At 33.5% G+C, this 24,045-nt stretch carries 24 protein-coding genes; 15 read left to right on the top strand and 9 right to left on the bottom strand.

From position 1 onward, the window contains the following. Position 1: 1 nt before the first annotated feature. Positions 2 to 1,324 (bottom strand): M16 family metallopeptidase, encoded by a 1,323-nt coding sequence (locus M4I21_RS13020; protein ID WP_249559616.1) that lies wholly within the window; start codon positions 1,322 to 1,324, stop codon positions 2 to 4. A gap of 304 nt (positions 1,325 to 1,628) precedes the next feature. Between M4I21_RS13020 and rplU the strand changes: the two genes are divergently transcribed. Together rplU and rpmA are read left to right on the top strand one after the other, a co-directional pair. Next, positions 1,629 to 2,264 carry a 50S ribosomal protein L21 gene (gene rplU / locus M4I21_RS13015; RefSeq protein WP_249559615.1) on the top strand — a complete coding sequence of 212 codons (636 nt, stop codon included), beginning with the start codon at positions 1,629 to 1,631 and terminating at the stop codon, positions 2,262 to 2,264. Positions 2,265 to 2,305: 41 nt separating this feature from the next. Continuing rightward, positions 2,306 to 2,566 (top strand): 50S ribosomal protein L27, encoded by a 261-nt coding sequence (rpmA, locus tag M4I21_RS13010; protein ID WP_072304497.1) that lies wholly within the window; start codon positions 2,306 to 2,308, stop codon positions 2,564 to 2,566. A gap of 203 nt (positions 2,567 to 2,769) precedes the next feature. Here the strand turns inward: rpmA and M4I21_RS13005 are convergent, their stop codons facing one another. Next, on the bottom strand, positions 2,770 to 3,873 hold the full coding sequence (locus M4I21_RS13005; protein ID WP_249559614.1) for an SDR family oxidoreductase: 1,104 nt from the start codon (positions 3,871 to 3,873) through the stop codon (positions 2,770 to 2,772). Positions 3,874 to 3,971: 98 nt separating this feature from the next. Next, complete coding sequence (gene ahcY, locus M4I21_RS13000) at positions 3,972 to 5,288, bottom strand: adenosylhomocysteinase (protein ID WP_249559612.1); 1,317 nt, start codon at positions 5,286 to 5,288, stop codon at positions 3,972 to 3,974. Positions 5,289 to 5,418: 130 nt separating this feature from the next. On the opposite strand from ahcY, the gene M4I21_RS12995 reads away from it, so the two are divergent. The 6 genes from M4I21_RS12995 to M4I21_RS12970 all read left to right on the top strand — a co-directional run bounded on the left by M4I21_RS12995 (position 5,419) and on the right by M4I21_RS12970 (position 11,753). Beyond that, positions 5,419 to 6,060, top strand: a complete 642-nt coding sequence (locus M4I21_RS12995) for a 4'-phosphopantetheinyl transferase family protein (protein ID WP_249559611.1) — start codon at positions 5,419 to 5,421, stop codon at positions 6,058 to 6,060. Between the two features lie 24 nt (positions 6,061 to 6,084). Then, positions 6,085 to 6,345: a thiamine-binding protein gene (locus M4I21_RS12990; protein ID WP_249559610.1), complete on the top strand. Its 261-nt coding sequence runs from the start codon at positions 6,085 to 6,087 to the stop codon at positions 6,343 to 6,345. After that, entirely contained in the window at positions 6,329 to 6,967 is a 639-nt protein-coding gene (gene pnuC / locus M4I21_RS12985; protein WP_249559609.1) for a nicotinamide riboside transporter PnuC, read from the top strand. The genes M4I21_RS12990 and pnuC overlap by 17 nt, the downstream gene beginning before the upstream one ends. Next, positions 6,922 to 7,485 carry an AAA family ATPase gene (locus tag M4I21_RS12980; RefSeq protein ID WP_249559607.1) on the top strand — a complete coding sequence of 188 codons (564 nt, stop codon included), beginning with the start codon at positions 6,922 to 6,924 and terminating at the stop codon, positions 7,483 to 7,485. Before pnuC ends, M4I21_RS12980 begins: the two co-directional genes overlap by 46 nt. Continuing rightward, a complete protein-coding gene (locus M4I21_RS12975; RefSeq protein WP_249559606.1) occupies positions 7,486 to 9,024 on the top strand; it encodes a DUF4301 family protein in 1,539 nt (512 codons plus the stop codon). A 503-nt stretch (positions 9,025 to 9,527) separates the two neighbouring features. Then, positions 9,528 to 11,753, top strand: a complete 2,226-nt coding sequence (locus M4I21_RS12970; protein ID WP_249559605.1) for a TonB-dependent receptor — start codon at positions 9,528 to 9,530, stop codon at positions 11,751 to 11,753. Positions 11,754 to 11,812: 59 nt separating this feature from the next. On the opposite strand, the gene M4I21_RS12965 is transcribed toward M4I21_RS12970, so the two are convergent. Further along, a complete protein-coding gene (locus M4I21_RS12965) occupies positions 11,813 to 12,256 on the bottom strand; it encodes a Rieske (2Fe-2S) protein (protein WP_249559604.1) in 444 nt (147 codons plus the stop codon). A gap of 111 nt (positions 12,257 to 12,367) precedes the next feature. Here M4I21_RS12965 and greA point away from each other — a divergent pair, with 111 nt between their 5' ends. Continuing rightward, complete coding sequence (gene greA / locus M4I21_RS12960; protein WP_249559603.1) at positions 12,368 to 12,844, top strand: transcription elongation factor GreA; 477 nt, start codon at positions 12,368 to 12,370, stop codon at positions 12,842 to 12,844. Further along, positions 12,844 to 13,236, top strand: coding sequence for an HIT family protein (locus M4I21_RS12955; RefSeq protein ID WP_249559602.1), 393 nt, complete (start codon positions 12,844 to 12,846; stop codon positions 13,234 to 13,236). The genes greA and M4I21_RS12955 overlap by 1 nt, the downstream gene beginning before the upstream one ends. Here M4I21_RS12955 and M4I21_RS12950 read toward each other — a convergent pair. Both M4I21_RS12950 and M4I21_RS12945 read right to left on the bottom strand, forming a co-directional pair. Then, a complete protein-coding gene (locus M4I21_RS12950; protein ID WP_249559601.1) occupies positions 13,229 to 13,579 on the bottom strand; it encodes a hypothetical protein in 351 nt (116 codons plus the stop codon). The two genes, M4I21_RS12955 and M4I21_RS12950, sit on opposite strands and share 8 nt — an antisense overlap. A gap of 3 nt (positions 13,580 to 13,582) precedes the next feature. Next, positions 13,583 to 14,731: a sensor histidine kinase gene (locus tag M4I21_RS12945; protein ID WP_249559600.1), complete on the bottom strand. Its 1,149-nt coding sequence runs from the start codon at positions 14,729 to 14,731 to the stop codon at positions 13,583 to 13,585. A 106-nt stretch (positions 14,732 to 14,837) separates the two neighbouring features. Here M4I21_RS12945 and M4I21_RS12940 point away from each other — a divergent pair, with 106 nt between their 5' ends. The 5 genes from M4I21_RS12940 to M4I21_RS12920 all read left to right on the top strand — a co-directional run bounded on the left by M4I21_RS12940 (position 14,838) and on the right by M4I21_RS12920 (position 18,882). Further along, entirely contained in the window at positions 14,838 to 15,734 is an 897-nt protein-coding gene (locus tag M4I21_RS12940; RefSeq protein WP_249559599.1) for a flavin reductase family protein, read from the top strand. Between the two features lie 39 nt (positions 15,735 to 15,773). Next, complete coding sequence (locus tag M4I21_RS12935) at positions 15,774 to 16,160, top strand: DUF3127 domain-containing protein (protein WP_249559597.1); 387 nt, start codon at positions 15,774 to 15,776, stop codon at positions 16,158 to 16,160. 5 nt (positions 16,161 to 16,165) lie between these two features. After that, positions 16,166 to 16,810, top strand: coding sequence for a leucyl/phenylalanyl-tRNA--protein transferase (gene aat, locus M4I21_RS12930; protein ID WP_249559596.1), 645 nt, complete (start codon positions 16,166 to 16,168; stop codon positions 16,808 to 16,810). Positions 16,811 to 16,928: 118 nt separating this feature from the next. Beyond that, positions 16,929 to 18,299: a hypothetical protein gene (locus tag M4I21_RS12925; RefSeq protein WP_249559595.1), complete on the top strand. Its 1,371-nt coding sequence runs from the start codon at positions 16,929 to 16,931 to the stop codon at positions 18,297 to 18,299. Beyond that, the gene (locus tag M4I21_RS12920) at positions 18,292 to 18,882 is read left to right on the top strand and encodes a DUF6705 family protein (RefSeq protein WP_249559594.1); all 591 of its coding nucleotides are present in this window, start codon (positions 18,292 to 18,294) and stop codon (positions 18,880 to 18,882) included. Before M4I21_RS12925 ends, M4I21_RS12920 begins: the two co-directional genes overlap by 8 nt. 163 nt (positions 18,883 to 19,045) lie before the next feature. On the opposite strand, the gene M4I21_RS12915 is transcribed toward M4I21_RS12920, so the two are convergent. The 3 genes from M4I21_RS12915 to M4I21_RS12905 form a co-directional block, all read right to left on the bottom strand. Further along, positions 19,046 to 20,341, bottom strand: a complete 1,296-nt coding sequence (locus tag M4I21_RS12915) for a DUF885 domain-containing protein (protein ID WP_249559593.1) — start codon at positions 20,339 to 20,341, stop codon at positions 19,046 to 19,048. A gap of 4 nt (positions 20,342 to 20,345) precedes the next feature. After that, positions 20,346 to 22,718 (bottom strand): S9 family peptidase, encoded by a 2,373-nt coding sequence (locus tag M4I21_RS12910; RefSeq protein WP_249559592.1) that lies wholly within the window; start codon positions 22,716 to 22,718, stop codon positions 20,346 to 20,348. A 320-nt stretch (positions 22,719 to 23,038) separates the two neighbouring features. Then, the gene (locus tag M4I21_RS12905) at positions 23,039 to 24,028 is read right to left on the bottom strand and encodes a lipocalin family protein (protein WP_249559591.1); all 990 of its coding nucleotides are present in this window, start codon (positions 24,026 to 24,028) and stop codon (positions 23,039 to 23,041) included. Positions 24,029 to 24,045: the final 17 nt, after the last annotated feature.

Here is a 24,045-nt window from a genome sequence, read left to right as displayed (position 1 = left end):
ATTAGTTTTCAGGTTTTGCAACAGGTAAGTACTCTAATTCTACGCGTTGGTTAGGCTTAAGGTATTTGTTGGCAATAGCTTTAATATCTTCTCTAGTTATAGATCTATAGATATTTATTTCTGTATTTATTAAATCTGTATTGCCATATAGCATATAGTATCTAGCTAATGAGTTTGCAATACCTTCTACGCCACTGTTTGAGTTAACAAAATTGTTCTCAAAATTATTTTGTAGTTTTTGGTAGTCTTTTTCAGAAATTAATTCTGTCTGTAATTTTACTATTTCTTTATCAAATTCGGCAATTAAATCATTTAAAGATGTTTCTCCTAAGGGTAGAGCGCCAATAATGTAAGAGCCATAATCTTCTTGAGAATTGTTAAAAGCAAAAACCTCTAGCGCCATTTTTTTCTCATCTACTAAACTTTTGTAAAGCTTAGAGCTTTTGCCGTTAGTTAGGTAGGTAGATATCATATCTAAAATATAAGCATCTTTTTCTGTGTTCGCAGGAGTTCTGTATGCTGTGAAAATAGCAGGTATTTGTATGTTGGGGTCGTTGTAACTTGCTTTAATAGTTTGTGTAATGGGCTCTTCTTGGTATTTATTTCTTTTGATTTCTTTTCCTTTAAGAATAGGACCAAAATAATCTTGAATCATTTTTTTAGTGCTATTAACTTCAAAATCTCCAGCTACTACTAATACGGCATTATTTGGTATGTAGTATATTTTGTTAAATGCCTGAAAATCTTCTAGAGTGGCGTTAGCTAAATGTTCTAAAGACCCAATTGTTTGCCATTTGTATGGGTGATTTTTAAATAGATTGATGCCTATTTGTTCTTGGAATTTACCGTAAGGTGCATTGTCTACACGCATACGTTTTTCTTCTTGTACAACTTCTTTTTGTGTGTCTACACCTATTTGATTGATAATAGGATGCATTAATCTTTCAGATTCTAACCACAAACCTAATTGTAGTTTGTTAGAAGGAAAAACTTCGTAATAGTACGTGCGATCTTGTGTTGTGTTTGCGTTGTTGGTACCTCCGTTAGATGCAACAATCTCGAACCATTTGCCTCGCTCTATGTTTTCAGTTCCTTCAAAAAGTAAGTGTTCAAAAAAGTGAGCAAATCCTGTTTTATCTGGGTTTTCATCTTTTGCGCCTACGTGGTACATAACAGATGTTGTAACAATTGGTGCAGTGTTGTCTTGGTGCAAGATAACGTGCATACCGTTATCAAGATCGTACTCTTCGTAAGCAACCTGTTGGGCTTGCATTGTTAATGCAGCACAAAAAAAGGAAGCCGATAGAAATAAGTTTCTTTTCATTTTTAATAGTGTTTTATTTAGTTAACTTATAAGTGTAAAAATACTTTTTTTGTTACAGAATATTTTAATAAATTTTAAAAAAACTAAGAAAAATCTTTCTTTTGGGGGTGGTTTGACTCTCATTTTCGCCTTTGAGGTTCGAAATTAAATTGAAAAAAATAGATCTATTTTATATAGTTGAAAATGAGCATTCTTTTTTTTAGAAGAATAGCTTGTATGTTAAGGAATTAGCAGTATATTTGCATCCGCTTATTTAGGTAGGCAAGTTCTTTAAAATTAAACATAATTAATTAATACACAAGCTATGTATGCAATTGTAGAGATAGCAGGGCAGCAATTTAAAGTTGCGAAAGATCAAAAAGTGTATGTTCACCGTTTACAAACGGAAGAAGGTCAAAAGGTAACTTTTGATAACGTTCTTTTGTTAGAAGATGGCAAGAACATTACTATTGGCGCCCCAGCTATAGACGGAGCCGCTGTTGAGGCGAAAGTCGTGAAGCACCTTAAAGGTGACAAAGTTATTGTCTTTAAAAAGAAAAGACGTAAAGGGTATAAAGTGAAAAACGGTCACCGTCAGTATTTAACGGAGATTGTTATTGAAAACATTTTATCCTCAGGTGCAAAGAAATCTGCACCAAAAAAAGAAGCTGCTCCTAAAGCAGAAGCTAAGAAAGCTGCACCAAAGAAATCTGCAAAAGCAGATGATTTGAAAAAGGTTGAAGGAATTGGACCTAAAATTGCAGAAACTTTAGCTGCTGCAGGAATATCAACTTTCGCTGAATTAGCAAAAGCTGATGCTTCAAAAATTTCTGAGATCATCGCTGACGTTCGTGGTAACCACGTAACTGATACATGGCCAGCACAAGCTAAATTAGCTGCTGATGGTAAATGGGATGAGTTAAAGAAATGGCAAGATGAATTAGACGGTGGTAAAGCGTAATTGTTAACCATTTAAGTATAACAAAATAAAACCTAAAAATTATGGCACATAAGAAAGGTGTTGGTAGTTCGAAAAACGGTAGAGAGTCAGAATCGAAACGTTTAGGAGTTAAAATTTTTGGTGGACAAGCAGCTATCGCAGGAAACATATTAGTAAGACAGCGTGGTACTAGACATAATCCAGGAGATAATGTTTATGCTGGTAAAGACCATACATTACATGCCAAAGTAGATGGCGTTGTAAAATTTCAGAAGAAAGCAGGAGGAAAATCTTTTGTATCTGTAGAGCCTTTTGAGGCTTAAGAATTTTGCAAAAAAACTATAATTAGCTCTTCCTTGTAAAAGGAAGGGCTTTTTGTGTATTAAAAAAGCAAACAGTATTTACATTTCTATACTGCTATAGATGAATTAATTCTAGTAGTTGTTTTGGGATGTTAATAGGTGTAAAAAAAGGGATAACTAATTAAATTAGTTATCCCTTTTTTATGTTTTCAGTGTTTAGATTGTTACCATTTCTGATTTCTAAAGTTTTTAAGTTTAGCAAATTCTACGGTATTGGTTAAGTACTGCTCTAGATCGTACTTAGGTATAGGCAAAATGCTCTCTAGTACAGATGTGTCCCACTCGTATGGTTTAGATGTCAAGTATGGGTTTAAATGCACGCCAATAGTCTCGTAGTAGAACTGCTCTAGTTTAGAATCGAACCCAACTGATTTTGTAATAATGTCTTGGGTAACATTGTATGTTTTAAAGCCAACAGTGTCTAGTATTTTAGAAATTCCGCTTGTAATGTTAGTTGCTTTCGAGTGTACTATGTTAAGTTGTTTTACATCAGTATTAAAAACCTTAACAATAACTTTGGCAACGTAATCTGTTGGTATAATATTTAGTCCGCTGTCTGCATTTGCGGTAATTCTTATGTGGTCGCTAGATGGTGTGTTGTAGAAGAATTTTGCAAATAGGTAAAATACCATATACTTAGATATAAAAAAGCTTGGGTTGTCTATTGCGTTTCCTCCTAGTACACTTGGTCTTAATATTTGTAGCGGTATATTGTTTTCTTTACTAGCTTGAGTTAAGAATTTTTCTGACGCGTGTTTAGAGGCTTCATAAAAATTACGGTATGCCCCGCCTTCAATTTCTATATAATCATCACCAATTATACCTCCTAAATCACCAATTGAAAAAGCAGTGCTTATGTAAACAAACTTTTTTAGGTAGCCTTTGTAGGCTTTAAAAATGGATTTTGTAAAATGAAAATTCTCCTCAAAAATTTCATCTTTATTAGCAGGATCTACAGATAGATTAACGTAGCCGGCAGAATGTATAAAGTAATACTGCTCGTTGGTATCTAAGAAAGATTCTGGCTCTAAAATATGGTCAGCGTTAATTACTTTAACCTTAGAGTTTATAGTATCTAAATTATCTTTTACAAATTGCGGAGCATACTCGCTCTCTAGCATATTTAGTACTCTTTCTTTAGGAGTAGATTGTCCTTTTTTACGCACTAAAAGGTAAACGTTTTTTATTTCGTTGTATTTAGTTTCAAAAAGGGTGTGTAATACTTTAGAGCCTAAAGTGCCTGTTGCTCCTGTTAAAATAATATTCATCACTGCAATTGTGTAAGTAAGATTTACGTATAAAAAAAGCTCTTTTCCTTATGGTTTAAAATTAGGAAAAGAGCTAAGTCTTTAGTTTGTGTTATGTATTAGTATCTGTAGTGTTCTGGCTTGTATGGGCCTTCAACAGTAACACCAATATAACTGGCTTGGTCCTCACGTAATTCTGTAAGTTCAACACCAATTTTAGCTAAGTGTAATTTAGCTACTTTTTCGTCTAATTCTTTTGGTAACATGTATACGTCGTTACCGTATGCTTCTTTGTTAGTCCAAAGTTCAATTTGTGCTAAAGTTTGGTTTGTAAATGAGTTACTCATTACAAAACTAGGATGACCTGTAGCACAACCTAAGTTTACCAAACGACCTTCTGCAAGTAGAATTATGTCTTTTCCGTTTATAGTATATTTATCAACCTGTGGCTTAATTGTATTTTTGGTATCGCCAAAATTTCCATTTAACCAAGCAATATCAATTTCGTTGTCAAAGTGGCCAATGTTACAAACGATGGTCTTATCCTTCATAGCTTCAAAATGCTCTCCTCTAACAATATCTTTGTTTCCTGTAGTTGTAATTACAATATCAGCATTACCAACAACAGTTTCTAGTTTTTTAACTTCAAAACCATCCATTGCAGCTTGTAATGCACAAATAGGATCTATTTCTGTAACAGTAACAATACTACCAGCACCTTTAAAAGAGGCAGCAGTACCTTTACCAACGTCACCATAACCACAAACAACAACACGTTTACCAGCTAACATAATATCTGTTGCACGACGTATAGCATCTACAGCACTTTCGCGACATCCGTATTTGTTATCAAATTTAGATTTAGTAACAGAATCGTTTACGTTAATAGCGGGCATTGGTAAAGTTCCATTTTTTACACGCTCGTAAAGTCTGTGAACTCCAGTTGTAGTTTCTTCAGATAAGCCATTAATTCCAGCAGCTAATTCTGGATATTTATCTAAAACCATATTTGTTAAATCTCCACCATCATCCAAAATCATGTTTAATGGTTTTCTGTCTTCACCAAAAAATAAGGTTTGTTCAATACACCAGTCAAATTCTTCTTCTGTCATATCTTTCCAAGCGTAAACAGCAGTGCCTGCATTAGCTATGGCAGCAGCAGCTTGATCTTGAGTAGAGAAAATATTACAAGAACTCCAAGTAACCTCTGCTCCTAAAGCTTGTAAGGTTTCAATTAAAACAGCTGTTTGTATTGTCATATGTAAACAACCTGCGATTCTTGCTCCTTTTAATGGCTGAGAATCATTATACTCTTCTCTTAAAGCCATTAGACCAGGCATTTCTGCCTCTGCAAGTTCAATTTCTTTTCTTCCCCAATCTGCTAGAGAAATATCTTTTACCTTATTTGGTACGTAAGCAACTTTATTTGAGCTCATTTTTTATTTTTTTCGTATTTTTAATAAAAAGAAACACTTTGGTGTAGCGTTTTAAATAGTTAAATTCGCTTACCAATACTATTTCATTTGCCTTAAGCAGTGCAAAGATACTAATATCTTAAATAATGCTATGCCTCTTTACAAAACTATAACAGTTAACAATGCTACAACACTTTATATTTGGAAAATAGAGGAGTCGGAGGCTAATTTGGCTGCGCCTATAGAGTTAACAGACCATTGTCAAAATAGATTTAATGGTATGAAATCTGAAATGCATAGAAAAGGATTTTTAAGTATTAGGCATTTACTAAAAGAAGCAGGTTATACAGATTTTGATTTAAGGTATGATGAAGCAGGAAAACCACATTTAAAAGATGGTAACTTTATATCGATAACACATTCGCATCAATTTACTGGTATTATCGTTAGTAAGACTGATGAAGTTGGAGTTGATATTGAAATGCAACGGGATAAAATTTTAAAAATAGCTCATAAATTTACTCCTATTGAAGAGTATAAGACTATTGCAAATGTAGCTGCTTTAATGCAAAAACTAACTATCGTTTGGGGGGCAAAAGAATCGCTTTATAAAATTTACGCACAAAAAGGATTAAGTTTTTTGCACCATATAAATGTAAAAGATTTTACGTTTGCAGAAGAGCAAACAACAGCCGAAATATTGTATCAAGGACATTCATCATTATATAACGTTCAGTTTATAGAGTTTGAAGGATTTACGTGTGTGTACGCAATAAAAAAAGCATCACTTTAATAATTTATCACAAATAAATACATAATGAATATTTCTGTAGAACTTACGTTTTCACCACTTCAAGATACGTTTGAGGAGCATATCATCAATTTTATAAAAAAATTACGTGCATCTGGACTAACAATTTTAGAAAATCCGCTTAGCACGCAAGTATATGGCGATTATGATACTGTAATGAGTGTGTTAAATTCAGAAGTAAAGGAAGCATTTGAATTGATGGATAAAGGGTTGCTCTTTATGAAAATTGTAAAATCTGACAGAAGCGACTATGAACCACATTTTTGATTGGATTTTTGCGCAATATAATGACGTGCCAATACATTTAATAATTTTAGAGTCTGTTGGTGTTTTGTTTGGTTTGCTTAGTGTTATTTACTCTAAAAGAGAAAATATACTTGTATTTCCTACAGGTATAATTAGCACTTCGGTTTTTGTATATATTCTTTTAGTATATGGTCTTTTAGGAGATATGATGATCAATGCTTACTATTTTTCTATGAGTATGTATGGTTGGTATTTATGGACAAGAAAAGTAGATGCTACACATTTTATACCCATAACTAGAACAACAGCAAAAGAGAAAAAATGGTCAATAGTATTGTTTGTTTTTACGGTGTTATTTGTTGTGTTGCTCTATGCAATTTTTGATAAGTTTAATAGTTGGACGGCCTATGTAGATACATTAACTACAGCTATTTTCTTTGTAGGAATGTGGTTAATGGCTAAAAAAAAGATAGAAAATTGGATATATTGGATTATTGGAGATATTATTTCCGTTCCTTTATATTTGTATAAGGGACTTGTATTTACTGCTTTACAGTATTTTGTATTTACAGGAATAGCAATATTAGGATATATAGCATGGAAAAAAAGTATAGGCAAGAGTCCACAGACATTGTTAAGGTAGTTTTATTTGGACCAGAATCTACAGGAAAAACTACGCTGTCTGAGCAATTAGCAAGACATTACCATTCTGTATGGGTGCCAGAGTATGCTAGGGAATATTTGCAAGATAAATGGAATAATGAGCGTAAAACTTGTGAGCCTAAGGATCTTTTGCCAATAGCAGAAGGACAAATGAGAATAGAAAATGCATTAGCTAAAAAGGCAACGGATGTTCTTATTTGTGATACAGATTTGTTAGAGACAAAAGTATATTCAGAGGCCTATTATATAGGTAGTTGTGATCCTGTTTTAGAAAAGTATGCGTTAAAAAACACATACGATTTATACTTTTTAACCTATATAGACGTTCCTTGGGAGGCAGATGATTTAAGAGATAAGCCAGGAGAACGAGAAGAAATGTTTAAATTTTTTGAGCAAACATTGGTAAAGTATAATAGGAATTTTATTACCTTAAAGGGTGGTAAGGCAGAAAGGCTGTCAATGGCTATTGCTGCAATAGATGAAATTTTAAGAAAATAGATGAATTTTACAAGTCAAGATAAAGAGCAATTTATAGCAAAAGGAGTTACCAACGAAAAGGTTTTAGAACAAATAGAAACCTTTAAAGAAGGTATCCCTTTTGTAAACTTGTCTAAGGCTGCGGTTGTTGGAGACGGTATACTTAAATTTTCTGATAAAGAAGAGCAAGAACTTGTATCTTATTTTGAAAAATACCGATTACAAAAAGATCTTTTAAAATTTACACCCGCTTCTGGAGCGGCCACTCGTATGTTTAAGGCTTTGTTTGCTTTTTTAGAGGAGTACAATTATAAAAAACAATCTTTAGAAGCGTATATAAAAGAAAGCGAAGATAAAGGGGTAGAAGCCTTTGTGCGTGGTTTAAAAGATTTTCCTTTTTATAAAGATGTAAAGACGCGTATAGGAGAGAAATTTTCTTCAAAAGGAGAAGAAGTTTATGTTTTTGTGCAAGAATTACTGTCTGAGGATAAATTAAATTATGGCTTTTTCCCAAAAGGGTTATTGCCTTTTCATAAATATAATGACAAAATAGTTACACCTTTTTACGAGCATTTAAGAGAGGCTGCTTTATATGCAAAAACAAATGATGTAGCAAAACTACATTTTACAATTTCTGAGCAACACCAAGAAATGTTTTTAGAAAAAGAGAAACAGGTTGCAGAGAAAGTCAATAAAGAAACAGCAACTAGTTTTGTTGTAGATTATTCTTTTCAGAAAAAAGAAACAGATACTATAGCAGTAGATTTAGAAAACAAGCCATTTAGATTAAAAGATGGTAGTTTATTATTTAGACCAGGAGGGCACGGTGCTTTAATTGAAAATTTAAATGATAAAAATGCAGACATTATTTTTATTAAAAACATTGATAATGTTGTAGTGCAAGAGCATTTACAGGCCGTAGCAGATAGTAAAAAAATATTAGCTGGCTTTTTGTTAAAAGTACAAAAGAAAGCTTTTGATTATGCAGCAATTTTAGATAATGATGAGGTTGATGATGAGCAGATAAATGAAATTAGATTGTTTTTAAAAGACGAACTTAATGTTAGGTTTGTTAATGGATTTATCCATTTGGGAAAAGAAGAACAGATTAGCTTGTTAAAAGAAAAAATAAACAGACCAATTAGAGTTTGTGGTATGGTTAAAAATCTAGGAGATCCTGGAGGTGGACCTTTTTGGATTAGGGATTACCAAGAGAATGTGTCGCTTCAAATTGTAGAGTCTGCGCAGATAGATACATCTAATTTTAATCAAGCCAAAATTTTACAAAATGCAACTCATTTTAATCCTGTAGATTTAGTTTGTGGGGTTAAAAATTATAAAGGAGATAAATATAATTTAGTAGATTTTGTAAACGATAAACAAGGTTTTATTACGGAAAAAACTAAAGAGGGTAGACAGGTAAAAGCTTTGGAACTTCCCGGTTTGTGGAATGGCGCAATGGCTTTTTGGAATACAATTTTTGTAGAGGTTCCTACAATTACATTTAACCCTGCTAAAACTGTAAACGATTTATTAAAGTCAGCTCACCAACCAACATAGTTACACGTGTTGGTTTAAAAGTATAGGGTTCTTGTCTAGGTGTCAGTTATGTGATTTGGAAGTTTAGAACTATTTTTAATCTCATTATTTTAAGGTAATACCTATGGTTTTGGTTCTTTTACCATATTTCTAATATGAACAAGAGACACTGTAAGTTCTAGTTTTTTCATAAAATTATTTAGATATTTTTATGTCTTTTACGTTCAAAGAGATTAAAAAATGCTTCTAATTTTGTACTGTAGATTTAGGTGTCTGTGTTAATAAAGTTAGCTTTTTTTTATGAATAGTAGAAAGTGAGCACTACATTTGCGCCCATCTCAAAGGGGTGCTTATTAAATTAGGCTGAGATTATACCCAACGAACCTGGGCAGGTAATGCTGCCAAGGGAAGTATTAGTTAGTGTTTGCTAACTAGGTTTAGGCTGCGACAAAAGAGTTTGCCACTCATAAATTTATATAAATTAACAAAAATAACGACCCCTTTTATTTGTAATATAATTACGAATGAAAACAAACTGTTTTAAATTTAATCTTACAACACGTAAAAGTAGCGGTAACAACAGAAAATTTTACGTAAAAACCGTAACTACTTCTCTTGCTATTTTTTGTTTAGCTTTTTCTGGTATTGCACAAGAAAAAGAAATAGACACGCTAGAAGGTAGAAAGGTGGTTTTAGACGAGGTCTTAGTATCTGGCATACGAGTTACCAAGCAATCTCCAGTTACATTTTCTAACTTAACTAAAGAGCAATTTAAGTCTCGTAACTTAGGTCAGGATATTCCCGTTTTAATGAATTTTTTACCGTCGGTAGTGACAACATCAGATGCAGGGGCAGGTGTTGGTTATACGGGTATTAGAGTGCGTGGAACAGATGCTACGCGTGTAAATGTTACTATAAATGGTGTGCCTTATAATGACTCTGAGTCTCACGGTACATTTTGGGTAAATATGCCAGATTTTGCGTCTTCTACAGAAAGTTTACAATTACAAAGAGGTGTTGGTACATCTACAAACGGTTCTGGTGCTTTTGGGGCAAGTTTAAATATTTTAACTGATGCTGTTTCTACAGATGCTTACGGGCAGGTTTCTACATCTATTGGTAGTTTTAATACATTAAAAAATAATATAAAATTTAGTACAGGTGTATTAAATAATCATATAGAAATTTCAGGTAGGTTATCTAGGATAGCTTCAGATGGTTATGTAGATAGAGCATCGTCTAACTTAGATTCTTATTTTTTACAAGCCGCCTATGTAGATGATAACACCTTAATAAAAGCATTGCTTTTTGGAGGTCATGAAGTAACATACCAATCTTGGGATGGTATCGACGGCAATACATTAAAAGAAAACAGAACGTATAATCCAGTAGGTGCGTATAAAGATGAAAATGATATAACTCAGTTTTACGATAATGAAAATGATGATTACAAACAAGATCATTTTCAATTGTTATGGAACGAGCAAATATCTACTGTTTGGTCTACTAATTTAGCGGTGCATTTTACAAAAGGACGTGGCTTTTTTGAGCAATTTAAGGAAGATGAAGATCCTGCGGATTATAATGGTATTGTAGAAGGCGCTAACGGCGGTGATGTTACAGATTTAATTCGTAGAAGATGGTTAGATAATAATTTCTACGGAACAACATTTTCTGCAAACTATACGAACAAGGCTGTAAACCTAATATTAGGTGGTGGTTGGAATAAGTATGAAGGAGATCATTTTGGAGAAGTAATTTGGGCGCAACAATTTGCTGCAAACAGAAATTATGAGGATCGTTATTATGATGATAGTTCTACTAAAACAGATTTTAATATCTACGGTAAATTAAATTATAAATTAGATGCTAAATGGAGTCTTTTTGGAGATATGCAATACAGAACTGTTGGCTATAAAGCTAATGGAGATGATACTGGTTTAGTAGATGATACGTTTGATTTTTTTAACCCAAAAGCGGGTGTAACTTTTGATTTTAACAAGAATAATAATTTTTACCTTTCTTATGCGGTAGCTAACAGAGAGCCTAATAGAAATGATTATGAAGGTGGTAATCCTAAGCCAGAAAAATTAAACGATTTTGAGTTGGGTTGGCGTTATGTGTCTCCAGCGGTACAGGTAAACACAAACGTTTATTATATGGGGTATAAGGATCAGTTAGTTTTAACTGGTGGTTTAAACGATGTTGGCGCGCCACTTAGAGAAAATATAGGGGATAGTTACCGTTTTGGATTAGAGGTAGATGCAAATATTATTTTTAATGATCAGTTTTCAACTAGACCAAACGTAGCGTTAAGTAGCAATAAAAATAAAGACTTTTTTACAGATAGAGATGGTGCTTTGCAAGATTTAGGTGATACAGATATTGCATATTCGCCTAGCGTTGTAGCAGGAAATATTTTTACATTTGCACCTAAAGAACATATAAAATTATCTTTTTTATCTAAATTTGTAAGCGAACAATATTTAAGTAACACAGACACAAAAGCATCTAAGTTAGATAGCTATTTTGTAAACGATTTTAATGTTGCTTATGAAATAAAATGTAATAAGATTTTTAAATCTATTGTATTGTCTGGATTGGTAAATAATGTATTTAATGAGAAATACGTATCTAACGGATATACATATTTAAACTCTTGGTCAACTCCTGGCACTACTTTTGAAGTACAGGGTTATTACCCACAAGCAGGAACAAACTTTTTAGTGGGAGCAACATTTAACTTTTAAAGATTGAACACTAACCATGTTTATAAAGGGTGGGCCTTATTGCAAGGTTTGCCCTTTTTTTAATTTCTAACAGTTACTACATTTCCATTTATAGAAGAACTGTAAAAAAGCATGTCGTGGTATTTAGTGCTGCCTTCTGGTCTGTTTAAAAACTGACCCGTAAAAAGATTGTATTTATAATCTTCACAAGAGCAAGTTACATTTTGTCTGTCATCATCTAATACCATTGTAGAACAAGAGCTTGGCTCGTGATTAGGACAGCTGGCTTCAAAAGCCATAAAGTTATCAAACCCTGTGTTTATAACAAATATACCTTTAGTGCCAACACCTTGGCTGCCTACATAAACACCGCTTCCCGCATTCTTTAAAGCGCTGTAAGATGGTAAATTTAAGTTTAGATCTACTCTAAAGCCTATGTCTTGTAAGTATGGGTTTCTATTGGTTCTGCCACTATCACAAGAAAATAATAGTAAAATAGCAAATAGGGAAAAAAGTGATTTCATAATATGTTTTCTTAGTACTAATACAACAACAAATGTGAACAAAAATTATGTATATTTGTATAAAATCCTCTAGAAATAAGAGGATTTTCTCATTTTTAAAATGATAATGTTATGAGTAACGTGTCTTATTATACCGTAGAAGGTTTAAAAAAGTTAAAGGGCGAGCTAAATCAGCTTAAGGATATAGAACGACCAAAGTCGTCACAGGCAATTGCAGAAGCTAGGGATAAAGGAGATTTATCTGAGAATGCGGAATACGATGCAGCTAAAGAAGCACAAGGCTTGTTAGAGCTTAAAATTTCTAAATTAGAAGAAATTGTGTCTAATGCTAGAATTATAGATGAATCTCAGTTAGATACTTCTAAGGCATTGGTGTTGTCTACTGTTAAGCTTAAGAACCAAGCAAACGGTATGGAAGTAAAATATACTTTAGTAGCAGAAAGCGAAGCCGATTTAAAAACAGGAAAAATATCTGTAAACTCGCCAATTGGTAAAGGTTTGTTAGGTAAGAGTGTTGGTGATGAAGCAGAAATTGCAGTTCCTAATGGAAAAATAAAACTAACAATCCTAGAAATAACTAGAGCATAATGGAATCTATTTTCACCAAAATAATAAATGGCAAAATTCCTTGTTACAAAGTAGCTGAGGATGCTAATTATTTTGCCTTTTTAGATATTAGTCCAAATGCAAAAGGGCATACGCTTTGTGTGCCCAAAAAAGAAGTAGATAAGATTCTAGATTTAGATGAAGAAACCTATATGGGTTTAATGGCTTTTTCTAGAAAAGTGGGTAAGGCTATAGAAGAGGTTGTTCCTTGCAACCGTGTTGGTATTTCTGTTATAGGCTTAGAAGTGCCACACGTACATGTGCATTTAATACCATTAAATTCTATGGAAGATGCTTCTTTTAAGAAAAAAGAAGAATTAACTACAGAAGAGTTTACGTCTATTGCAGCAGCAATTAGCGCAAAAATTAAATAATTTTTTGGGTAAATAGGTATACTGCTGTAGCTATTAAAGCTATAAGTACAAGTACAACTATGTAGAACAAAGATGTAAATTTTACACTTGTTTTTTCTGGTACTGCTAATTTTTGGTAGTAGTTAAAAGAGCGCTCTATATCGTCTGTCCAATTAACAGGGTATATGGTAGAGTGGCATCTTTGGCATTTGATATCATTGCTAACCTCATTGGTTGTTTTGTGTATAAACTTGCCAAATTTTTGCTTTTGATAAAAAGTAACCGAAAGTTCGTTATGAAAACATTCAGGACAGTTATTTTTTATGTTTGCTTCTTTTAGTACAACTAATTTCTCCTTAGACATAGTTTAAACTTTTGTTTTTAGCGAAATCTGCATTACGGTGCCATCTTTACTCGAAGATAACACTTTTACCTTTCCGTTATGGTATTCTTCTACAATTCTTTTAACTAGAGATAGTCCTAAGCCCCAGCCACGCCTCTTAGAAGTGTGTCCTGGATTAAAAATAGTAGCGTAGTTTCTTTTTGGTATTCCGTGTCCTGTATCAGATACTAAAATATTGACACTGTTTCCTGCTTGTACAATTTCTATGGCGATATGACCTTTGCCTCGCATAGCATCAATTCCATTTTTTACCAAGTTTTCAATAGTCCAATTGTACAAAGGCTTGTTTAGCATCACCGAAAGGGAATCAATCTTACTATCAAAAGAAAATTGTATAAGCTTAGAGCTTCTTCGTTTTAGATAGTCAAAAGCACTTTTTGTTTCTGCAACAATATCTTTTTCTTCTAGCTTTGGTAAAGACCCAATATTAGAAAAACGATCTGTAATGGTTTGGAGTCTATCTATGTCTTTTTCTATTTCCACAGATATTTCAGGATTTATATTTTCGTCTTTTAATAGCTCGTTCCATCCCAGAAGAGATGTTAGTGGAGTGCCTATCTGGTGAGCTGTTTCCTTAGCCATACCCGCCCAAAGTTTACTTTGTTCAGAAGCTTTATTCGTTTTAAAGAAAAAGAAAATTACGGCTCCAAATAAACAAATGATAAGCAGTAGTGCTAAAGGGTAATATTTTAAGTTATTTAAAACTTCTGAGTTTCCGTAGTAAAGAGTGGCAATTAACTCCCCTTTATGAGTCATTAAAACTGGAGTGTTTTCGGTTTTAAATTCTTCTATTTTTTCTTGAATAAAAGAGGTGTCTTTGGTTTTGCTGTTTTCTATGTTTTTAGCGTTGAAACTACCATTTTTATTCACCAAAATCATTGGTGTAGAGGTGTTATTCTGAAAAATCTTTAAGTGCAAATCTCCTAAATCCTGTGTCTGCGAAGAATTAAGAAATTCTGACTGAGCAGTAGCCCAGATTTCCATTTTATGGCGTTCTTCCTTTTTAAATTGTTCAAAAAAACTATTTGTGTTCCATAGAATAAGGCTTACAATAAAGAAAGCACTAACCATTAAGGAAATGTTTATAGTTTTGTTTTTAGGATTAAAATTCATTTTACCAATTATTGGGTTTAAAGATAACGTAATTTAAAGCGAATTTGGTATTTCTATATGGGCATGTTGTTTTAATTAGTGCACAAATTATGTACCTTTGCATTCTATGAAAAAAACAATTTCTATAGTTCCAAACGAGGTAACTACTGCAAAATTGCACGGTTATCTTTTAGGGGCGGTTGGTCCTAGGCCAATAGCATTTGCAAGTACTGTAGATAAAGACGGTAATCCAAATTTATCTCCGTTTAGCTTTTTTAATGTATTTAGTGCAAATCCGCCAATTCTTATATTTTCTCCAGCCAGAAGAGTAAGAAACAACACTATTAAGCACACTTTGGAAAATGTGTTAGAAACTAAAGAGGTTGTTATTAATATTGTAAATTACTCAATAGTACAACAAATGTCTTTGTCTAGTACAGAGTATGCAGAGGGTATTAATGAGTTTGATAAGGCTGGTTTAACAATGCTAAAGTCTGATGTGGTTAAACCGTTTAGAGTAGCAGAGTCTCCAGTGCAGTTTGAGTGTAAGGTTACTAAGGTTGAAGCTTTAGGTGAAGAAGGCGGAGCCGGAAACCTTATTTTTGCTGAGGTGGTAAAAGTGCATGTAGATACTGCCGTTTTAGATGAAAACGGAAGTATAGATCAGCATAAAATAGATTTAGTAGCCCGTATGGGTGGCAATTGGTATAGTAGAGCTAACGAAGGTATGTTCGAGGTTCCTAAGCCGCTATCTACTCTGGGAATAGGTATAGATAGTTTGCCTTTAAAAATAAGAAATAGTAAATTGCTATCTGGTAATGACTTAGGGCTGCTTGGTAATATAGAGCAATTACCGACTGCAAAGAGTATAACTAAATTTGTAGCGGAGAATGATGAAGCCCAGGCAGTGTTGGTAACTAAAGATAATATGCAACTGCAACTAAAAGCTAAAGAATATATTTTTAATGATGACGTAATTGGAGCATTAAAATTATTGATGGCCGGAATAGATTTGATAGAATAAGAACTGAATAGATAAACACGCATAAGAAACTAATTTAAGATGGAAGTACAAGGAAAAGTAAAAATGGTTGGGGAAACTCAAACTTTTGGGAGCAACGGATTTAGAAAAAGAGAACTAGTTGTTACAACGGAAGAGCAATATCCACAACACATAATGGTAGAGTTTGTTCAAGACAAATGCGATTTATTAAACGGTTACAATGTTGGGCAAGCTGTAAAAGTTAGTATTAACTTAAGAGGTAGAGAATGGGTTAATCCACAAGGAGAAACTAAATACTTTAACTCTATACAAGGATGGAGAATAGAAAACTTACAAGCTGCTGCTCCAGACGCAAGTGCAGGAGGTATGCCACCAGTTGCACCAGCACAAGCTTTTGAGCCTGCAGATAATTTAAATGAAGAAGATCACGACGATTTGCCTTTCTAGGTTAAATGGTTCATCCAATATATTATTTAACAGATAAGTTAGAGTTTCCTCCAGTACACACAGCTAATGAAGATGGTTTAGTAGCGGCTGGAGGAGATTTATCTGTAGAACGATTACAACTTGCCTATAAAAGCGGAATTTTCCCTTGGTTTGATGATGATAGACTACTGCTTTGGTGGAGTCCAGATCCAAGAATGGTCTTGTTCCCGCAAGAATTAAAAGTTTCTAAAAGTATGCGTAAGCTTTTACGCGATGAGGCTTTTACTGTTACAAAAAATAAAAATTTTGAAGAAGTAATTCACCGCTGTGCTACTGTACCTAGAGACGGACAACCAGGCACGTGGATTACACAAAATATGCAAAACGCATATATAGAACTACATAAAAAAGGCATTGCCCACTCTTATGAGGTTTGGTTAGATAACCAATTGGTAGGTGGTTTGTATGGCATAGATTTAGGTACTGTGTTTTGTGGAGAAAGTATGTTTAGTGATGTTAGCAACGCCTCTAAATATGGTTTTATAACCATGGTGCAAGAAATGCAAGCTAACAATTACAAGCTTATAGATTGCCAAGTCTATACCCAGCACCTAGAGAGTTTAGGTGCTAGAGAAATAGATAGGGATTATTTTATGGAGTTTTTAAAATAGAATAGAAACTTTTTTTTCAAATTTTAGTACACAATCATATCATGTTTAATTTTTTATTATATTTGGTAGGGTAAATTTTACAACTTGTATAGGTTTTTTATTGTGAAAAATAAAAAATATGAAAAAAATAAATCTTGTCAAAGGTACAGTGCTTATGTTCTTATTGTTGTTTTCTTGTGAAAAGGAAAGCAACCAAGAAGTAATAACAGAGGTGATCACTAACCCTATAGCCTTAGATATTCTTACCAAAAAGGACCTCATAGTAAAACCGTACCATTGGGAAAAGAACGAATTGGCATCAAAAACAACCCAAGTATCTTTTGAGAAAGAATATGGTACGCCTAAAAATAGTAGTTTAACGGTGGTAGATATTGCTAAAACCACTACATTAATACCACTAGTAGATACAAACAACAATTTAAAATCTTGGCTGGTAGGTTATTACAATGCAGAAGGTGAGATAGTTTACAGGGTTCAAAAAATTGATACTTCTAAAGAAACAGCCCATAATTTAAATAGCAATAAACTTACTGTTAAAGTGGTGGGGGAAACTAGGCTGAAAAAAAGAGCTAAAAGTATAGCATCTGCCAACAAAGGTAGTTGGGTTTGCGGAGATGAATATTTTTACGGTTGTGTTGAGCTTGCAACCAACAATGGAGACTCAGAAACAACTTGTAAGTGGTTTTATAAAGGTGAAAAATGCGTATATCAAGAAGAACAAACCGAAATAGACTGGTTAGATGATAGTACTGAAGATGATTGGCAAAACCCTTTTGGAGGAGGGCCTCCTTCCAGTTGCCCGCCTGGTTATATAAAAGATAATGAAGGCAATTGTGTTGCTTCTCCTTGTGCCAGAATAAAGCAACAAAATCTAAATACAAATTTTAATGCTAAGATTGAAATTCTTAAAGATAGCACAGGGCTTAGAAAAGAAACAGGATATGCACAAAATAAAAACGGAACGTTCACTAAACTAACAGCTTCTACAGATGGGCACTCCTTAAAAATTAACGTGGACAACAACCCCAATATTATTGGATATATACATACACATTTAAATGATTGGGAAACTGGAAAAATTGTTGAAGGAAGACCAGAAGAAGAACGGCCTGTCAAGATTTTTTCACCAACAGATGTTATTGTATTTTTAAAAATCCTTAAAAATATTAGTGTTAGTGATACCCCCTTAACAGATGCTTATGGCACTATGGTTTCTAGTAGCGGCACCTATACCATACGCTATACGGGTAATACTAACACACTCTATAACATAAAAACAAATTATACAAAAGCAGAAAAAATAAAGCTAGCAAAAGATTTTAAGCGCTTAGCGCAAAAAAAGAGTAAAGAAAAATTATTTCTCAATTATATAAAGGATTCTATGGGAGTCTCAGGTGTTAATTTGTATAAAGTACAGAACAATGGTAAAATAATACCGAAGATATTGGGTAGTAATGGTAAAGTATATAAAGGAGATTGTGATGAATAAAACTAAAATAAAAAATATGAAAAAAATATTCTTTTTACTAATTGTAGTCTTTGGTTTTCTTAACTGCAAGGCGCAACATATTATCCCTACCGAAGAAGTAGTAAATTATTTAGGTGAAGAAAATGGGGTTATGGGAGACAAGAACTATGTATATTTAAAAGATGTTAACAATGTTCTAGGGAAATTTGTGGGCGACTGGGCTGGCAATTATAACGGTAAAAATTATCTTTTTAGGATATCCAAGGCTACAAGGGACGATGGAGAAATTAAAGAAGATTATCTTTTAATGCGTTATACCATTACCACTAGCAATGGTACGGTTATAGAAAACACTTTAAGCTTGCCAGATAACAAAGTGCATACAGAGGGGGGGTATTTGGCAAAGTCTGGTAGTTATGTGTTTAATTATTTCGGAAAAGATTCCGATTGCGGGCAAAATGGAAGTATTTTTACCCGTGTCTTAGAAAGTTCCAACGGAACAAAAATAAAGCTATATTTAGAGGTGGAGGGAGAAATGTGGGATTGTACTACCGAAGTTCCACAAACAATGCCGACTGACTGGCTAGAAGTTACCAAACAATAACGACTTATAAAAAAAGATGGTAAAGAATTTATTTTTAGATACTGGTTATATAAAAAGTTGAGATATATTTTTTGGTTTTAAAATAGCCATTAGAAGCTATAAAATAAATAAATTAAGCTGCATTATATTGTGTTTAGAAATTGAAAGTCTTTTGTAATTTTAACTACTTTAAACTACTCGCTGTATGTGGGTTACTTAACAGCTCTTTAAAAACAGCCCAGCGTTTTTCTGGTTGGTCTACAGTGCCACCTTTAGCTTTTACATAATCTGCAACTAGGTCTTTACCTAAATTATAGTTTATAACATAGCTACGGTACTGGTCTATAAAACGAGTGCGTTGCAATGCTCTGTCTGGTGCATAGAACAAATATTTTTCTAGCCATTTAGCAGCTTCTTCTCTAGAAATATCTCCGTTTAAATAGTGTCTTGCAGCTTCATTACCTGCGTAATTTAGCTCACCTATTAATCTTAGAACTTTATAGTATTTGTCTGCCTTGCTAGCATCTAAACCTGCAATAGGGAAAAGCACTTCTTTCTCAAAAGCAACACGCTCATCTCCAGGGAAAGCTACATCTATACCATAGTTTGCGCTACCTTCTGCTATTAAAGACTGCGGAGAGAATAATGGATATACAGAAAATTCTTTCCATCCTTTAGCATCAACTAAATTTTGTTCTAATAAGGCATTAAATACGTGGTGTCCTGGGTAGCCCTCGTGGCAAGCTAAGTCTATTGCACGTTGTATAAATATTGGAAAATCGGTATTTATCTGTATTAAACTTTTACTTTTTCCTTGGTAATAATTGTAACCAGACCAGCTTTTGTCGTTTACATATTCTAAAACAAAATCTTCATTCTGCGGTAATTTAAAATGGTGATTTGTTCTTTTTCTTGCTTCTGTTATAGCTACTCTAAAAACAGTGTCTAACTTGTCTTTTGGTATCACAAATTGCTGTTCAAAAGCAGCATATCTTGTTGCTAAATCTTCATCACCGGGTAACTCTTCTTCTAGAGCAGTAATAAGTTTATTAAAGTGTTCTTCTGTAAAATGTGGTGGTGCTACATCGTACAAAAGTTTAGCTTCTTCATCAAAAGAATACGTTTTGCCAGACAGCATCTCTAACTTGGTTTTTACAGCAGTTAGTTGTTTTTTAAACATCGTGTGCCTTGCTTTTTCAAGACTAGAAAAAGCAGTTGTATCTACTAGATTAGATTTATCTAATAGGGCAGAAGCTCTATAAATAAAATCTGCAGCAGGTATCGTATCTAATTTAGCTGAGGTTGGTTTCCATTCTTCGGGACCATAGTAAGCATCAACAAAATCACTATTGTATTGTCCTACTTCTAAAACTAACTTTACATAATCTTCTGCTAATGTGTCCATTTTTGGTTTCTCAGGTGGGTTAGTACAAGATCCTAATGCTACAGCAGCAAATAATACAACTATTCTGTTTTTCATAGATTTATTCTTTTGTTCTAATGTCTAATAGGCTTTCGTTAAATAAATTGAAAATACGCGTGTATTCATCTGTCCAACTACTAGGTTCTACAAAACCGTGACGCTCTACAGGGTACACAGCCATTTCCCAATTCTTTTTTTCTAACTCTATTAAACGCTGAGATAAACGTACCATATCTTGAAAATGCACATTGTCATCTACCATACCGTGTAGAATTAGTAAATCGCCTTTTAAACCATCTGCAAAATAAATTGGAGAACTTTTTCTGTAAGCAATGCTGTCTGTAACTGGAGTATTTAAAATACGAGCAGTATAGCCGTGGTTGTATGCCGCCCAATCGCCCACAGAGCGTATTGCAGCACCAGCTTTAAAAGTATCGGGAGCATTAAACATCCCCATTAATGTTATAAATCCGCCGTAAGAACCACCGTAGATTCCAACTTTATTTTGGTCTATACCATAATTTTCTACTAATAACTTTGCGCCGTCAACTTGGTCAGATAAATCTTTGCCCCCCATATGTCTGTAAATTCCGGTACGCCACTCGCTACCATAACCAGCACTACCTCTATAATCTATATCTAACACAGTATAGCCATTATCTACGAGTATGTTATGAAACATATATTCTCTATTGTAAGAACTCCACCATTTGTGAGCATTTTGTAAATAACCAGCACCGTGTACAAAAATTACAGCAGCTTTGTTTTTTGTTGCTGCTTTAGGTTGATATAATCTTGCGTATACATCTGCTCCGTCCTCGGCTTTAAAAGTAATAACCTCAGGATCTTTCCAGCTGTACTTTTTAAAGTTATCTGTAAGTGAATTTGTAATTTGTTTTGCAACAGTTTTAGCTCTGTTCTTTACGGGATTAGACTGTACGTACAATTCTGTTGGTTTATTGCTGTACGAGTGTAAAATAGCCATTTGGCGCTCGTCTGGAGATAGCGTAACCTCGTTGTTGCCAACCATTGTAGTTAATTGGTTTAATTTGCCGCCATTTAAGGCCATTGTGTAAAATTGTCTGTCTCCAGGATGATTTTTATTTGCTGTAAAATACCAACGTTTTTTATCTATAGAGAGAGTTGGTTCGTAAATTTCAAAATTACCAGAAGTAAGTGCTTTTGTTTTTTTAGATAAAACATTAGTAGTGTACAAATGAGAATACCCTGTTTTTTCAGACTGATACCAAATACTATTGTCATCTGGCATCCAACCTAAATTACCCCAGCCAATTCCTGGGCCAGCAATCCAAGCTTTATCGTGTTGGTGATCTAAGTTTGTAACAGTGCCATCAGCAAGATTTAAAAGAACTATCCAACGGTCTTTATAATCATTTGCACTAATATCTAAAACTGCTTTTTTACCATCTGCACTCCAAATAGGACCAGCAATGTAACCAATTCTATTTTCGTTTTTATACTCTTTATCTGGGTAGTCTTTAGTGTATTCTGGAATATAATCTAAACCCGTTAAATTGTCTAAGGCAACTGGGTATGTTTTCTTGTTTTTTATATCAAAAATGTGAAGCTCGTAAGTACTTGGTGTATCGCCAACTTTAGAACGAGTATTCTGGTTTTCTACATAGCCAGACTCTGTTACAAAGTGTGGCATTGTAGTGCGCTTGTTGCTTGCATATTTAGCAGCGATATAAGTTACATAATTGCCATCTGTACTAATGCTTTGTCCACTTATAGATTTGCCGTCTGTATATATAGAAAATAACTCTTTTTCTTTGTAGCGATCCATCTGTTTTTTACGTGCATCTTCTTTGGCTTTGCGTTCTCTTAAAACATCAAACAATGCAAGTTGGTCGTTGCGTAGCCACTCATCTTTGTCGCTTAAACGTTCTTCCCTATCTTTTTTATCTGTAAAGTTTGTAATTTGAGTAGTTGCTCCTGTTGCTATATCCCAAGTAAAAATATCTTGCCCTTTCTGATATGCTATTTTGCCGTTGTTTTCTATAAATTTGGCGTTCCTTTCGCGATCTTCAGTTTGGGTAATTTGTATGGTTTTGTTGGTGGTGATATCAACTAAAAAAAGATCACCTCTTTTTTCGTATACTTTTTTTGTTCGTTTAGAATTAAAAGTAGGTGAAGAAGGTAGGTTGTATTCTTCTTCAAAATCTACTTTGTTAGTCTTTGTGTTATTAAGGTTGTACACATATAAAGAGTCGCTAAAAGCATTTTCCGTATTCCAGTTAAAATAAATGTTTTTACTATCTGATGACCATTTTGGACTAGAAGGCAAGTGGCCAATAAAAGCATCACCCTGCATAATTTCTTTAATGGTTAGGGTTGATGTGTTATTTTCTTGAGCAAAGACTGATAACGAGCAAAGCAGAATGCTTACGCTTAAAAGTAGATTTTTTTTCATTTTCTTTTGGTTCTTTCTGATGATTTCTAGACTAGGTCAGTATCTGTAATTTGTTTAATGCACTAAAGTTAACATTATTTATAATTCCATAATAATATATTCCAAGTATCTGTTTGGTCTGTAAAGGAGTGTATGGTTTAACGGCTTCTATTTATGAGGTTCTAGAGTAGTTGAGGTGTGCTTTGTGATGGTAGAATTTATTGCTTTAATTTAGGACGAATAATAATGTTAAAAGTGATAGCAAACCTAAATTTAGCGCATAAAAAAGGCTGGTAAAAACCAGCCTTTAGATCGTTATATTAGTTTTAATAAAACTAGAATTATATTTTTATATACGTAAACTCAATGGTTTGTTTGTTAGCGTCTTTATCAGTGTACTCGTAGTTAAGCTTTATGGTAGAATCGTCCTCTACTAAAATTTTAACGTTAGGACTGTTTTTAAATAGCACAGTTTTTTCATCTGTGACAGTATATTCTACAGTACTCTTTTTAATAAACTTGCAATCTGCTTCTGTGTCAAAAGTTACATTGTGTCTGCCCGAGTTTACTACAATTTTAAATTGTTTTGGCATTGGGTAGCTAACATTTGCATTGTTTTTTAATAAGTCATTTCTAGTAAAGTTTTTCTGGTGTTGTATAAATTCTAAAATAGAACCAGATGTAAACTCAATAGTGTTTTTTTGTAGGCAATCATCAGATGCGCCATCTATTTTCCATTTTCCTAAAAGTTTAGCTACAACAGCAGAGCCATCATAAGTACTAGTGTTGTCTGTGGTTTCATCTTCGGTTACTTCTACGTCATTAGGTTCTTCAGCAGTTTTAGGTTCTTCAAATTCATCATTGTCAGATCTTACAAAAACATCAACCTGAGTTTGGGTTTTAGAATCAGCCCCAGTAATAACAGTTGTAATTTTTAAAGTATCGTCTATTAATTCAATTTCTGAAGTAGAGTTAAAAAAAGTTACATTATTTAAAGCAGTAACAGTATAGGTTCCAGATTGTGAGCTTGTTTCGGTACACAGTGTAGATGTACTAGAACCTCTTTTTTTAAAGTTTAATTTATAGGTGTTGTCATCTTTAAATTCGGCTAATGAATTTTTTAAACATTCAAAATCGGCTGAAGAAACGTTTTTTTCGTCAATTTTACTGCTTACAAGTCGCCATTCTCCGGTGAGGCTTGCTTTCGTTTCTGTTACGTATTCGGGAACTTCTTGGTTGTCTGTTTTATTGTCATCATCAGAATTACAAGAGGTTACAAATAGTGAAACAAAGAGTAGTAGGTAATAAAATTTAGAGTTCATAATTTTCATAGTAGTAATGTTTTTAT

This window comes from Cellulophaga sp. 20_2_10 (assembly GCF_023476645.1).
Classification (GTDB): Bacteria; Bacteroidota; Bacteroidia; order Flavobacteriales; family Flavobacteriaceae; genus Cellulophaga.
Note: the sequence above shows the minus strand (reverse complement) of the source record. Positions and strands in the feature narration are given on the sequence as shown.

Excerpts from the sequence above, each read along its gene's own strand:
- M4I21_RS13020 (WP_249559616.1), bottom strand. The coding sequence starts at position 1,324 with ATGAAAAGAAACTTATTTCTATCGGCTTCCTTTTTTTGTGCTGCATTA.
- rplU (WP_249559615.1), top strand. The coding sequence starts at position 1,629 with ATGTATGCAATTGTAGAGATAGCAGGGCAGCAATTTAAAGTTGCGAAA.
- rpmA (WP_072304497.1), top strand. The coding sequence starts at position 2,306 with ATGGCACATAAGAAAGGTGTTGGTAGTTCGAAAAACGGTAGAGAGTCA.
- M4I21_RS13005 (WP_249559614.1), bottom strand. The coding sequence starts at position 3,873 with ATGAATATTATTTTAACAGGAGCAACAGGCACTTTAGGCTCTAAAGTA.
- ahcY (WP_249559612.1), bottom strand. The coding sequence starts at position 5,288 with ATGAGCTCAAATAAAGTTGCTTACGTACCAAATAAGGTAAAAGATATT.
- M4I21_RS12995 (WP_249559611.1), top strand. The coding sequence starts at position 5,419 with ATGCCTCTTTACAAAACTATAACAGTTAACAATGCTACAACACTTTAT.
- M4I21_RS12990 (WP_249559610.1), top strand. The coding sequence starts at position 6,085 with ATGAATATTTCTGTAGAACTTACGTTTTCACCACTTCAAGATACGTTT.
- pnuC (WP_249559609.1), top strand. The coding sequence starts at position 6,329 with ATGAACCACATTTTTGATTGGATTTTTGCGCAATATAATGACGTGCCA.
- M4I21_RS12980 (WP_249559607.1), top strand. The coding sequence starts at position 6,922 with ATGGAAAAAAAGTATAGGCAAGAGTCCACAGACATTGTTAAGGTAGTT.
- M4I21_RS12975 (WP_249559606.1), top strand. The coding sequence starts at position 7,486 with ATGAATTTTACAAGTCAAGATAAAGAGCAATTTATAGCAAAAGGAGTT.
- M4I21_RS12970 (WP_249559605.1), top strand. The coding sequence starts at position 9,528 with ATGAAAACAAACTGTTTTAAATTTAATCTTACAACACGTAAAAGTAGC.
- M4I21_RS12965 (WP_249559604.1), bottom strand. The coding sequence starts at position 12,256 with ATGAAATCACTTTTTTCCCTATTTGCTATTTTACTATTATTTTCTTGT.
- greA (WP_249559603.1), top strand. The coding sequence starts at position 12,368 with ATGAGTAACGTGTCTTATTATACCGTAGAAGGTTTAAAAAAGTTAAAG.
- M4I21_RS12955 (WP_249559602.1), top strand. The coding sequence starts at position 12,844 with ATGGAATCTATTTTCACCAAAATAATAAATGGCAAAATTCCTTGTTAC.
- M4I21_RS12950 (WP_249559601.1), bottom strand. The coding sequence starts at position 13,579 with ATGTCTAAGGAGAAATTAGTTGTACTAAAAGAAGCAAACATAAAAAAT.
- M4I21_RS12945 (WP_249559600.1), bottom strand. The coding sequence starts at position 14,731 with ATGAATTTTAATCCTAAAAACAAAACTATAAACATTTCCTTAATGGTT.
- M4I21_RS12940 (WP_249559599.1), top strand. The coding sequence starts at position 14,838 with ATGAAAAAAACAATTTCTATAGTTCCAAACGAGGTAACTACTGCAAAA.
- M4I21_RS12935 (WP_249559597.1), top strand. The coding sequence starts at position 15,774 with ATGGAAGTACAAGGAAAAGTAAAAATGGTTGGGGAAACTCAAACTTTT.
- aat (WP_249559596.1), top strand. The coding sequence starts at position 16,166 with ATGGTTCATCCAATATATTATTTAACAGATAAGTTAGAGTTTCCTCCA.
- M4I21_RS12925 (WP_249559595.1), top strand. The coding sequence starts at position 16,929 with ATGAAAAAAATAAATCTTGTCAAAGGTACAGTGCTTATGTTCTTATTG.
- M4I21_RS12920 (WP_249559594.1), top strand. The coding sequence starts at position 18,292 with ATGAATAAAACTAAAATAAAAAATATGAAAAAAATATTCTTTTTACTA.
- M4I21_RS12915 (WP_249559593.1), bottom strand. The coding sequence starts at position 20,341 with ATGAAAAACAGAATAGTTGTATTATTTGCTGCTGTAGCATTAGGATCT.
- M4I21_RS12910 (WP_249559592.1), bottom strand. The coding sequence starts at position 22,718 with ATGAAAAAAAATCTACTTTTAAGCGTAAGCATTCTGCTTTGCTCGTTA.
- M4I21_RS12905 (WP_249559591.1), bottom strand. The coding sequence starts at position 24,028 with ATGAAAATTATGAACTCTAAATTTTATTACCTACTACTCTTTGTTTCA.